This is a genomic window from Pseudomonas sp. 273 (genome assembly GCF_029201425.1).
GTDB classification, from domain to species: Bacteria; Pseudomonadota; Gammaproteobacteria; order Pseudomonadales; family Pseudomonadaceae; genus Pseudomonas; species Pseudomonas delhiensis.
In genome coordinates this window covers 6,745,262-6,756,794 of sequence record NZ_CP116775.1, presented here as the reverse complement: position 1 = coordinate 6,756,794, position 11,533 = coordinate 6,745,262, and the positions used below count along the sequence as shown (strand labels likewise).

The 11,533-nt window shown below is 64.1% G+C and carries 8 protein-coding genes and 1 pseudogene; 3 read left to right on the top strand and 6 right to left on the bottom strand.

The features are described 5' to 3' along the window. Positions 1-160: 160 nt before the first annotated feature. Positions 161-1,573 (top strand): ATP-binding protein, encoded by a 1,413-nt coding sequence (locus PKO50_RS30925; RefSeq protein WP_275628149.1) that lies wholly within the window; start codon positions 161-163, stop codon positions 1,571-1,573. A 135-nt stretch (positions 1,574-1,708) separates the two neighbouring features. Here the strand turns inward: PKO50_RS30925 and PKO50_RS30920 are convergent. The 6 genes and pseudogenes from PKO50_RS30920 to glyQ form a co-directional block, all read right to left on the bottom strand. Beyond that, a pseudogene (locus PKO50_RS30920) lies at positions 1,709-4,080 on the bottom strand (DEAD/DEAH box helicase family protein). Between the two features lie 157 nt (positions 4,081-4,237). Next, complete coding sequence (locus PKO50_RS30915) at positions 4,238-5,041, bottom strand: hypothetical protein (RefSeq protein ID WP_275628148.1); 804 nt, start codon at positions 5,039-5,041, stop codon at positions 4,238-4,240. 169 nt (positions 5,042-5,210) lie between these two features. Continuing rightward, the gene (locus tag PKO50_RS30910) at positions 5,211-5,978 is read right to left on the bottom strand and encodes a lysophospholipid acyltransferase family protein (protein WP_109935344.1); all 768 of its coding nucleotides are present in this window, start codon (positions 5,976-5,978) and stop codon (positions 5,211-5,213) included. Positions 5,979-5,991: 13 nt separating this feature from the next. Beyond that, positions 5,992-6,528 (bottom strand): D-glycero-beta-D-manno-heptose 1,7-bisphosphate 7-phosphatase, encoded by a 537-nt coding sequence (gene gmhB / locus PKO50_RS30905; RefSeq protein WP_177412100.1) that lies wholly within the window; start codon positions 6,526-6,528, stop codon positions 5,992-5,994. An 80-nt stretch (positions 6,529-6,608) separates the two neighbouring features. After that, positions 6,609-8,663 (bottom strand): glycine--tRNA ligase subunit beta, encoded by a 2,055-nt coding sequence (gene glyS / locus PKO50_RS30900; protein WP_275628147.1) that lies wholly within the window; start codon positions 8,661-8,663, stop codon positions 6,609-6,611. Further along, the gene (gene glyQ, locus PKO50_RS30895) at positions 8,663-9,610 is read right to left on the bottom strand and encodes a glycine--tRNA ligase subunit alpha (protein ID WP_109935347.1); all 948 of its coding nucleotides are present in this window, start codon (positions 9,608-9,610) and stop codon (positions 8,663-8,665) included. The genes glyS and glyQ overlap by 1 nt, the downstream gene beginning before the upstream one ends. Positions 9,611-9,793: 183 nt before the next feature. Here glyQ and PKO50_RS30890 point away from each other — a divergent pair, with 183 nt between their 5' ends. Then, positions 9,794-10,342 (top strand): DNA-3-methyladenine glycosylase I, encoded by a 549-nt coding sequence (locus PKO50_RS30890; RefSeq protein ID WP_275628146.1) that lies wholly within the window; start codon positions 9,794-9,796, stop codon positions 10,340-10,342. A gap of 289 nt (positions 10,343-10,631) precedes the next feature. Next, positions 10,632-11,519 (top strand): lysophospholipid acyltransferase, encoded by an 888-nt coding sequence (locus PKO50_RS30885; RefSeq protein WP_089392576.1) that lies wholly within the window; start codon positions 10,632-10,634, stop codon positions 11,517-11,519. Positions 11,520-11,533 lie beyond the last annotated feature (14 nt).

Here is an 11,533-nt window from a genome sequence, read left to right as displayed (position 1 = left end):
TCGATGTAATTGGGGCATTCCGGTTCTGACAACGTTGAACGGATATTCTGGTAAACGTTAGCTCCCGTTCTGCTCTTGAAAACCCCGGCTCTCCGAAAGGTAAGTCGGGGTTTTTTTATTGCCAGAATGATTCACCTATCCGCCTCTCCTGGGAGCGTGCATGAGTGAACTGGATATTCTTCAGTGTTGGCTTGGGGGTTCTTCCGAGACGGAGCATCTGGAATTCAAGGAAGCCAAGCAGCAGTACGACACCGTGAAGCTGCTGCGTTACTGCGTGGCCCTGGCCAATGAAGGCGGTGGGTATCTTGTGCTTGGGGTTACTGACAGATCGCCACGCCAGGTAGTGGGCACTTCGGCCTTCGCAAAGCCGGGTCAGATCAAGTCGAGGATTCTCGAAGCGCTGCGCATTCGGGTTGATGTCCGGGAACTGCTTCACCCTGACGGACGGGTTCTGGTGTTCGAGGTTCCCTCGCGCCCTATCGGCCAGCCACTGCATTACGAAGGCGCCTACCTGATGCGTTCTGGTGAAGAACTGGTGCCGATGACCCAGGACCAGTTGAAGCGAATATTCGCAGAAGGACAGCCGGATTTCCTCAGTGGTTATGCCTCTGTACCGGTGGAGGCGGATGCTGTGGTTTCCCTACTGGATGTACAGACGTTCTTCGACCTGCTGAAGATGCCTCTCGCTGCGACCCGTGAAGGCATTCTTGCGCGACTGGTCAGCGAGAGATTCGTCGCGACCGAGACTGCCGGATACCGAATCACCAACCTGGGCGCGTTGTTGCTGGCCAAGGATCTGCGCGAGTTCGAGTTCTTGCAGCGCAAGGCGGTGCGCGTAGTGACGTACAAAGGGAAGAACAAGCTGGCTACGGAGCGCGATCTGATTGGGCAGAAGGGCTATGCGGTGGGATTCGAGGGGCTGATCAGTTACGTCAACGGCCAACTGCCGATGAACGAGGTGATCGGCCAGGCACTGCGCGAGGAAGCCCGTATGTTCCCTGAGCTGGCGATCCGGGAGCTGATTGCGAATGCTCTGGTGCACCAGGACTTCGACGAGACGGGAGGGTCGGTGACGATCGAAATTTATGCGGACCGCATCGAGATCACCAACCCGGGACAGCCGTTGATTCCCACCGAACGATTCGTCGATGAATACAAGTCACGCAATGAGAGGCTCGCGGACTTGATGCGGCGGATGGGAATCTGCGAGGAAAAGGGCAGCGGCATCGACAAGGTTGTTTCCAGTACCGAGTATTACCAACTGCCAGCTCCACATGTTCGTGTTTCTCCACTGCACACCACCGTCGCCTTGTACGCTCACAAGGAGTTCGCTGACATGGAACCTGTCGAGCGGGTGCGTGCCTGCTATCTGCACTGCTGCCTCAGGTATGTCAGCAACGAGAAGATGACGAACCAGAGTCTTCGTGAGCGCTTCAAGCTGGAAGACACCAGGGCCAAGAGCGCAAGCGTTTCCCAGATCATCGCCGCCACGGTGATGCAAGGGTTGGTAAAGCTCGATGATCCGGAGAATACCTCCAAGCGTTACGCCAAGTACGTGCCTTTCTGGGCTTGAGGTTTCATATAATCGCTGACGTTGGCAGGCGGGCTTCGCAACACTGAAAAGCAGGCCTGGCGCGGCCTGGCTCATTTAATCGCTATTGTCGTCGATACCCATCTCGGGCCCCAGGGACAGCAGTCGAGCAGTGTTTCAGCCTCGGTCGAACAACCCCGGAGAACTGGCAGCATCCGCAAAGCGATAACCCATTGCCCTGTAGCCGTCCTCACGCTTGTTCCACATCCGAAGTAAAGCCGGGTGCCCTGCATCCACGAAGTCGATGATGCGGACATCGGCCTTGTCTGCATGCTCACGATGCAGCCGTCCCGCATACTGCTGAAGCGTCCCCTTCCAGGAGATCGGCATTGCCAGTACCAGGGTATCCAGCGCGGGATGATCGAAGCCCTCCCCTATCAGTTTTCCGGTAGCCAGGATGACTCGTGGTGCGTCGTTGGGCAGCGCGGCCAGGCTTTCCATCAGCGCAGTGCGTTGCTTCCTGGAAAGCCGTCCATGCAATGTGAACAGGTCCTTGATCTGCGCAGACAATCTTTCTTCGATGGCGCTGAGATGGTCCGTTCGCTCCGTCAGCACCAGGACCTTTCTGCCCTCCTCGAAGGCGGCGTTCACCGCGGCCACGATTCTTTCCGTTCTATCCGTATCCCTGGCGACCTGCTGGAACACGTCCTGGATACCCGAGCCTTCAGGCATGGCGATGGGTTGGGATAACCATTTCGGTATCACCAACAGATCGGCCGGTGCGCTTTCGGGACGGGTCGCCGTATGTCGTATCGGCCCGCATTGCATGAAGATGATCGGTTGTTGTCCATCTCGGCGTACCGGTGTGGCTGTCAGGCCCAACACGTATTTGGCGCGAGCGGTCTTGAGGATGGATTCGAAGGAAAAGGCCGATAGGTGATGGCATTCATCCACGATGACTTGCCCATACTGTTTCACCTGCTCGTTGACTTCGCCCTGGCGGGACAGTGATTGCATCACGGCCACATCGATGATGCCGGTGGGCTTTGCCTTGCCGCCGCCGATGCTGCCGACAATGCCCTTGCCTACGCCAAGGAAAGTCTGCAGGCGTTCTCTCCACTGCTGCAGCAACTCCGTCCTGTGCACCAGGACCAGCGTATTCACCCCCGCCTGGCGATCAGGGCCGCCGCTGTGACGGTCTTGCCGAATGCGGTGGGGGCGCAGAGAACCCCCGTTTCGTGTTCCAGAACGGCTTCGAGTGCCGCTTCCTGATCAGGGCGCAACCTTCCTGCGAAGTTGGCCGCGATCGGCTCCCCTTGATAGCGCTCGTCGTGGAGTACCAGGCCGATGGCATTCTCCTGCAGCAGTGTCCGCACTTCATCGAGGCAACCGCGAGGCAAGGCGATGTGCTGGGGAAAATTCTCTGCGCAGCCGATGATCCGAGGCTTGTCCCATACCGGCAAACGCATGGCTTGGGCCTTGTAGAATTCGGGATTCTGAAAGGCTGCAAGCCTGATGAGCTTGTTGGCCAACGGCTGGGGGAGTTCTGCTTTCTCGAAATAGAGCTGGTTGGCCTGGGTTGCATTGATAGACGTCGGCAGGGGGCCGGTCAGTTTTCGGGATGTTATCGAGGCGGGGTGCCAGGGTTTGCGATCCTCCTCGTCCGTGACTTCGATGACGTCCAACGGATGACGCCCGCCCGTGGCCTGTTGCATGGTGAGGGCAATATCCTGAACCGGCATTGGCTGAATGCTGGCCAGGAATGCCCATTGATCCGGGTAGGGCGTCAGCGTCTCATCGACGAATATGCTTCCACCCAATGCGCGGGCCTTCTTCTGCAAAGGCAATGCGATCAGGTTGCCGAAGCCACCCTTGGGCATGCTGTCCTGGTTCGGAAACAGTCGGTCGTAGGACGTCAACGCCAACTGGCGGGTGCGCTCGCAGGTGTGGCTGATGACCGCCGAACCCAGCTGCCGTGCCTCATATGCAGGAACGTTGTGCTCGAAGAATATCCAGGCGTGCGCACCCTTGCCTGAGCGCGAGATCTCCAGAGCCACTGGAATATTCAGCTCATGACAGGATTGAGCGAACGCCGTGGCATCGTCTCGCCAATCGGCTTCGTCGAAATCCACGGCGAGGAAGTAACAGGTGTCATCCGGCAGCAGCGGGTATATGCCCATGACGATCTCCCCCGCCAGGTGCCTGTAGAGCACCTGATCGGTCAAGGGAATCAGTTGTCGATGGGAGCAGTCGCCGCATTTGATCCTGGGTTTCTGGCATACGCCAGGCCGCCACTCGTTGGCGCAGGCAGGTGAGTAGCCGGACTTGCCTGCCTTGCTTTCCCAGCGCAAGGCAAATACATCGGCCCTGCCTCTGAATAGCCGCTTGAAGAGCGCGAGCTTGGCGTTCGTATCGAGAGGATTTATCGGCCTGGGTGTATGGGCCGGTTGTTTCCCGGCGTCGCGCCAGTCGATGCCATGGGCTTCCAGTAGCCCGATCAGACGGGCGTTCTCCGCCCGCAAACGTTCCAGCAATTCTGTGTCACTCACCACAAAAGACAACCTTTCTTTCAAACCCTTCTAGCCGCCTGGATCGCCACACCGGCAATGCCGCGGCAAGACCACCATAAAGCCAAATGGTCTGGCCGTGAATTTTCTCCGGCTCTGCCTTCTCCTCTCCAATCTCTATTCAGGATTCAGGGGAAACTCAGAACCCCCCCCCACCCGGCCGCAACGGAAAGACCGCCTCGGGATAACCGGCATCCTCGGGAATGCACAGATGGCGGATGCCACCGATGTCCTCCAGCCAGGGTTGCACGCTGCGCCGCGGGCGTTGGCGGGCCATGGCCAGGGCCTGGGCGAGGTTGTCGATGCCCAGCAGCAGGCGCAGGTTCTGCGCGGTGACGAAGACCAGGCTGTGGCGGCCCGCTTCGCCTTCCTCCAGGGCGCGCTGCGGATTGATCCACAGCGAGTCCACCGCCTCGCCGCCATCGTGCAGGGCGGCCTGTCCGGCCGGGGCGGCGGCGATGAAGAAGCGGGTGTCGAAGCGCTTGTCGAGGAAGGCCGGGGTGACCCAGTGGGCGAAGGGTTCCAGCTGGTCGATGGCGAGGAGCAGGGCCTCCTCTTCCAGCAGTTCCAGGAAGCGCCTGGCGTCGCCCTGGATGTGACGCTGCCAGCGAGCCTTCAGCTCGGCGAGTGCTGTGCCATCGAGCAGTCCTTCGCAGCCTCGCCGGCGGGCCAGGAGAATGCCGCTTTCCTCGAAGAGTTCGCGCAGCCCCGCCACGCGGAAACGCAGTTCGTCGTCGTCCAGGCTATCGGCGCCCAGGCAGTGCTGGCGGAACCGGGCGTGGCCGTCGGCGTCTTCCAGCTTGCCGCCGGGGAACACCAGGGCGCCGCCGCAGAAGGCCACCTGGGGGTTACGCTGCAGCATGAAGACTTCCAGCTCGTCGCCCTCCTCCGCTTCACGCAGGAGCAGGATGGAGGTGGCTGGACGCGGTTCGATCGGGGGCATGGCGAGCGCTCTTCCCTGGGGCCTGCCTTTGAGCTTATAGGCCGCCAGGGACGCGCGTGGAGGGCGTATCGGACAAAAACCAGGGGACGGGTGCCGTGACGCCCGATCGTGCGCCAGAAACGAAAACAGGGCCCATTGGGCCCTGTCCTCTACAGCCTGGCTATCCGGCTCAGGCCACGTCGGCCTTGGGCGCTGCCTGTGCCGGCAGCTCGCCCATCTCGCGCAGGGTCCGGGCCACCCATTCCTCGGCGCGCTGGTTGAGTTCGGCGATGGCGCGCGGGCCTTCGCCTTCGGCATGCATCAGCGGGCCGATCGCCACCTCGATGGTGCCCGGGTACTTGGCCCAGCCGTTCTTCGGCCAGCAGTGGCCTGCGTTGTGGGCGATGGGCAGCACCGGCAGGCCGGCATTCACCGCCAGGGCCGCGCCGCCGCGGGAGAACTTGCCCAGCTCGCCGGTGGGGATGCGCGTGCCCTCCGGGAAGATCAGCACCCAGGCACCCTGCTGCAGGCGCTCGTGGCCCTGCTTGGCGAGCTGCTTGAGGGCCAGTTTGGGCTGGCTGCGGTCGATGGCGATGGGCCTGAGCAGGGCCAGGGCCCAGCCGAAGAAGGGCACGAACAGCAGTTCGCGCTTGAGTACCTGGCTCAGCGGTTCGAAGTAGCCGGAGAGGAAGAAGGTCTCCCAGGTGCTCTGGTGCTTGGAGAGGATCACGCAGGGCTTCTGCGGGATGTTTTCCAGGCCGCTGAGGCGGTAGCGCACGCCAACCATGTGCCAGGCCAGCCAGACGGCGAAGCGGCACCAGCGCTGGACCACGAAGCGGTAGCGCGCGCGGAACGGCAGGAAGGGCGCGATCAGCAGGCTGAGGGTGCCCCAGAGGAAGGCGCTGGCCGACAGCAGCAGGTAGAAGAGAACGGTTCTGATGGCCTGCACTGTCGACATGGTCAGCGGGTCCTTAGGGCAAGAGGTGGGAGGCGACGGCGGCCAGGTCATCGAAGACCAGCGTGCCTTCGGGCAGCGCCTTGGCCAGGGTGCGTTCGCCCTTGCCGGTCTTCACCAGCACGGGCTGACAATCGACGGCCAGGGCGGCTTCCAGGTCACCCCGGGTGTCGCCGACGAACCAGACGCCCTTGAGCGAAACGTCGTAGTACGCGGCGATCTGCCTGAGCATACCCGGCTTCGGCTTGCGGCACTCGCAGCCTTCGTCGGGTCCATGGGGGCAATGGACGATCAGCCCCAGTTCGCCGCCCTGCTCCGCCACCAGCTCGCGCAGGCGCGCGTGCATGTTTTCCAGGGTGGCGAGGTCGTAGTAGCCGCGGGCGATGCCGGACTGGTTGGTGGCCACCGCGACCGTCCAGCCGGCCCGGCTCAGGCGGGCGATGGCAGTGATGGCGCCGGGAAGGGGAATCCACTCGTCGAGGGATTTGATGTACGCGTCGGAGTCCTGGTTGATGACACCGTCGCGGTCGAGGATCAGTAGTTTCATGTTCAGGCTACAGGATGCAAGCCACAGGCTGCAGGCCGGGCTGCATCACCTGCAGCCTGGGGCCTGAAGCCTGTAGCCACTGGGCGTCAGCCCAGCAGGGAAATGTCGGCGACGCCGAGGAACAGGCCGCGCAGCTTCGCCAGCAGGGCGTAGCGGTTGGCGCGCACGGCGCTGTCGTCGGCGTTGACCAGGACTTCCTCGAAGAAGGCGTCCACCGGTGCGCGCAGGGCCGCCAGGCGAGCCAGGGCGGCGCGGTAGTCGCGAGCCTGGGCCAGCGGAGCCACTTCGCCTTCGGCGTTCGCCACGGCGCTGCCGAGCGCCTTCTCGGCGGCCTCGTTGAGCAGGCCGGCGTCGACGCTCGCCGGTACCTCGCCCTCGGCCTTGGCCAGGATGTTCGACACGCGCTTGTTGGCTGCGGCCAGGGCCTCGGCTTCGGGCAACTGACGGAAGGCCTGCACGGCCTGCACGCGCTGGTCGAAGTCCAGCGGCGCGGTCGGCGTCAGGGCGCGCACGGCCTGGTACACGGCCACGTCGACGCCTTCGTCCTCGTAGCGCGCGCGCAGGCGGTCGAAGATGAAGTCCTGGACCTGGGCGGCCAGGCCCTCGGCCTTGACCTTGTCGCCGTACTGGCCGACGGCGAAGGCGATGGCCTCGCCCAGGTCGAGGTCGAGCTGCTTCTCGATCAGGATGCGCAGCACGCCCAGGGCGGCACGGCGCAGGGCGTACGGGTCCTTGCTACCGGTGGGCAGCATGCCGATACCGAAGATGCCGACCAGGGTGTCGAGCTTGTCGGCCACCGCTACCGCGGCACCGGTCAGGGTGCTCGGCAGCTCGGCGCCGGCGCCGCGCGGCATGTACTGCTCGTTCAACGCCAGGGCGACGTCCTTGGCCTCGCCGCCGGCGGTGGCGTAGTAGTAGCCGGCGATGCCCTGCATTTCCGGGAACTCGCCGACCATCTCGGTGGCCAGGTCGCACTTGGAGAGGATGCCGGCGCGCGCGGCGTTCTTCGCGTCACCGCCGATGCGTTCGGCGATGAAGGCGGCCAGGGCGGACACTCGCTCGGCCTTGTCGAACACGGTGCCGAGCTGGGCCTGGAACACCACGTTCTTCAGGCGCTCGTTGAAGGCCTCCAGCGGCTGCTTCTGGTCCTGCTTGAAGAAGAACTCGGCGTCGGTCAGGCGCGGGCGCACGACCTTCTCGTTGCCCGAGACGATGTGTTCGGGGGCCTTGCTCTGCACGTTGGCCACGGTGATGAAGCGCGGCAGCAGCTTGCCGTTGGCGTCCAGCAGGCAGAAGTACTTCTGGTTGTCCTGCATGGTGGTGATCAGCGCTTCCTGGGGCACGGCGAGGAAGCGTTCCTCGAAGGAGCAGACCAGCGGCACCGGCCATTCGACCAGGGCGGTCACTTCGTCCAGCAGGGCCGGCGGCACGATGGCGGTGCCCTGCTGCTCGGCGGCCAGTTCGGCGACGCGCTTGGCGATGATCTCGCGGCGCTCGGCGAAGTCGGCCAGCACGTGGGCGCTGCGCAGGTCTTCCAGGTAGTTGGCGGGGCTGGAGATCAGCACGTTGTCCGGGTTGTGGAAACGGTGCCCGCGGGATTCGCGGCCGGCCTTCCGGGTGAGGATTTCGCAGTCCACCACCTCGCTGCCGAAGAGCATCACCAGCCACTGGGTCGGGCGCACGAACTCTTCGCGGCGCGCGGCCCAGCGCATGCGCTTGGGAATCGGCAGCTCGTTCAGCGAGGCTTCGACGATGCCCGGCAGCAGGCCGGCGGCCGGCTGGCCGGCGATGGTCTGGCTGAACTTCAGCTTGGGCCCGCTCTTGTCGATCTGCTCCAGGTCCACGCCGCACTTCTTGGCGAAGCCGAGGGCGGCCTGGGTGGGGTTGCCGCTGGCGTCGAAGGCGGCCTGCACGGGCGGGCCGTCGAGGTTGACGGTACGGTCGGGCTGCTGCACGGCGAGCTGGTCGATCTGCACCGCCAGGCGGCGCGGCGCGGCGTAGCAGCGGGCGGCGGAGTAGCCCAGGCCGGCGGCCTTCAGGCCCTTCTCGATGCCGGCCAGGAAGGCTTCACCGAGGCTCTTCAGGGCTTTGGGCGGCAGCTCTTCGGTGCCCAGTTCGACGAGGAAATCCTTCGCGCTCATTATTCGGCCTCCTTCAGCTTGGCCAGTACTTCGTCACGCAATTCGGGGGTGGCCATGGGGAAGCCCAGGCGCGCGCGCGCCTGCAGGTAGCTCTGCGCCACGGCGCGGGCCAGGGTGCGCACGCGCAGGATGTAGCGCTGGCGCTCGGTCACCGAGATGGCCCGGCGCGCGTCCAGCAGGTTGAAGGTGTGCGAGGCCTTGAGCACCATCTCGTAGGTCGGCAGCGGCAGCTGCAGCTCGATCAGGCGGTTGGCTTCGCTTTCGTAGAAGTCGAACAGCTCGAACAGCTTCTCGACGTTGGCGTGCTCGAAGTTGTAGGTCGACTGCTCCACTTCGTTCTGGTGGAACACGTCGCCGTAGGTGACCTTGCCGAACGGGCCGTCGGCCCACACCAGGTCGTACACCGAGTCGACGCCCTGGATGTACATGGCCAGGCGCTCCAGGCCGTAGGTGATCTCGCCGGTGACCGGGTAGCACTCGATGCCGCCGACCTGCTGGAAGTAGGTGAACTGGGTCACCTCCATGCCGTTCAGCCAGATTTCCCAGCCCAGGCCCCAGGCGCCGAGGGTCGGCGATTCCCAGTTGTCCTCGACGAAGCGGATGTCGTGCACCAGCGGGTCGATGCCGATGGCCTGCAGCGAACCCAGGTAGAGCTCCTGGAAGTTCTCCGGGTTGGGCTTGAGCACCACCTGGAACTGGTAGTAGTGCTGCAGGCGGTTCGGGTTCTCGCCATAGCGGCCGTCGGTCGGCCGGCGGCTGGGCTGCACGTAGGCGGCGTTCCAGGTCTCCGGGCCGATGGCGCGCAGGAAGGTGGCGGTGTGGAAGGTGCCGGCGCCAACTTCCATGTCGTAGGGCTGCAGCACCACGCAGCCCTGGTCGGCCCAGTACTGTTGCAGGGCGAGGATCAGGTCCTGGAAGGTGCGCACGGCGGGCGTAGTCTGGCTCACGAATTTCACCTGTGCTGGGTATGCGACGAAAACCCCGCAGTATACCCGAAGCCGCGTGCCGCTTGGGGTGCGCGCACGTTTTCGGATGAATTCGCAAACGGCGGGAAGTGGGTATTTGACTGTATCTTCATACAGTGTTCCGGCTATAGTGGGACCTCCCTTCGCCCCGTCAGGACGACCGCCATGCCCCGCTGCTTCTGGTGCAACGACGACCCGCTGTACATCGCCTACCACGACACCGAGTGGGGCGTGCCGCAGAGGAACCCCCAGGCGCTGTTCGAGATGCTGGTGCTGGAGGGCGCCCAGGCCGGGCTGTCGTGGATCACCGTGCTGCGCAAGCGCGAGCGCTACCGCGAGGTGCTGTTCGGCTTCGACCCCCAGCGCCTGGCGCGCATGAGCGACGAGGAGATCGAGCAGCGCATGCAGGACCCGGGCATCATCCGCAACCTGGCCAAGCTCAGGGCTGCGCGGCAGAACGCCCAGGCCTGGCTGGCGCTGCCCGAGCCGGTGGAATTCCTCTGGTCGTTCGTCGGCGGCCGGCCGAAGGTCAACCGCTTCAGCGGCCGCGGCGACGTGCCGGCGGTGACGCCCGAAGCCGAAGCCATGAGCCGCGCGCTGAAGAAGGCCGGCTTCACCTTCGTCGGGCCGACCATCTGCTACGCCTTCATGCAGGCCACGGGGATGGTGATGGACCATACCCTCGATTGCGATCGTCACGCGGAGCTGTCCTGATCGCGGATGGAGTTCGTAGCACCGTAGGGCGTATAACCGTTCGCGGTTATACGCCGTTTCACCTAGCTCATGCTCGGCTTCGCGGTTGAGCTCGGAGCACTCGGAAAGAGGTGCTCCGTGGTCAGACCCGGAGCAGCCTTGGACCAAGGCCAAACGGCGGATAACGCCGTAGGCGTTATGCGCCCTACGGTGGATTCAAGCTGTTTCTATCGCCCCCATTGCCGCGCGCCTTTCGCCTTCGCCCATGCCCGCTGGTTAGAATGTGCGCATTCGGCTGAAGGAGCATTCCGTGGAGAAATTCAAAGGTGCCTTGGTGGTGGGCGGGCTGCGTCTGTTCGCCATGCTGCCCTGGCGGGCGGTGCAGGGGCTGGGGGCCGCCATTGGCTGGCTGATGTGGAAGTTGCCCAACCGCTCCCGCGAGGTGGCGCGCATCAACATCTCGCACTGCTTCCCCGAGCTGTCCGCCGCGGAGCTGGACAAGCTGGTGGGGCGCAGCCTGATGGACATCGGCAGGACCCTCACCGAGAGCGCCTGCGCCTGGATCTGGCCGCCGCAGAAGTCGCTGCAGTACATCCGCGAGGTGGAGGGCATGGAGGTGCTGGAAGAGGCCCTGGCCTCCGGCGACGGCCTGGTCGGCATCACCAGCCACCTGGGCAACTGGGAAGTGCTCAACCACTTCTACTGCTCCTACGCCAAGCCGATCATCTTCTACCGCCCGCCGAAGCTGAAGGCGGTGGACGAACTGCTGAAGAAGCAGCGCGTGCAGCTGGGCAACCGCGTGGCACCGTCCACCCCGGAAGGCATCATGAGCGTGATCAAGGAAGTGAAGCGCGGCGGCTGCGTCGGCATTCCCTGCGACCCGGAGCCGGACCTGGGCTCCGGGCTGTTCGTGCCCTACCTGGGCACCACCGCGCTGACCAGCAAGTTCGTGCCGTCCCTGCTGTCGCGCGGCAAGGCCCGCGGGGTGTTCTTCCACGCGGTGCGCCTGCCCGACGGCAGCGGCTACAAGGTGATCCTCGAGGCTGCGCCGGCGGACATGTACGACAAGAACATGGAAGTCTCGGTCGCCGCCCTGAGCCGCGAGCTGGCCCGCTACGTGCGCGACTACCCCAGCCAGTACATGTGGACCATGAAGCGCTTCAAGAAACGCCCCGAAGGCGAAGCCAAGTGGTACTGAGCTGAGGGACGCCA

Excerpts from the sequence above, each read along its gene's own strand:
- PKO50_RS30915 (WP_275628148.1), bottom strand. The coding sequence starts at position 5,041 with ATGCCCCCGATCGAACCGCGTCCAGCCACCTCCATCCTGCTCCTGCGT.
- PKO50_RS30910 (WP_109935344.1), bottom strand. The coding sequence starts at position 5,978 with ATGTCGACAGTGCAGGCCATCAGAACCGTTCTCTTCTACCTGCTGCTG.
- PKO50_RS30925 (WP_275628149.1), top strand. The coding sequence starts at position 161 with ATGAGTGAACTGGATATTCTTCAGTGTTGGCTTGGGGGTTCTTCCGAG.
- PKO50_RS30890 (WP_275628146.1), top strand. The coding sequence starts at position 9,794 with ATGCCCCGCTGCTTCTGGTGCAACGACGACCCGCTGTACATCGCCTAC.
- glyS (WP_275628147.1), bottom strand. The coding sequence starts at position 8,663 with ATGAGCGCGAAGGATTTCCTCGTCGAACTGGGCACCGAAGAGCTGCCG.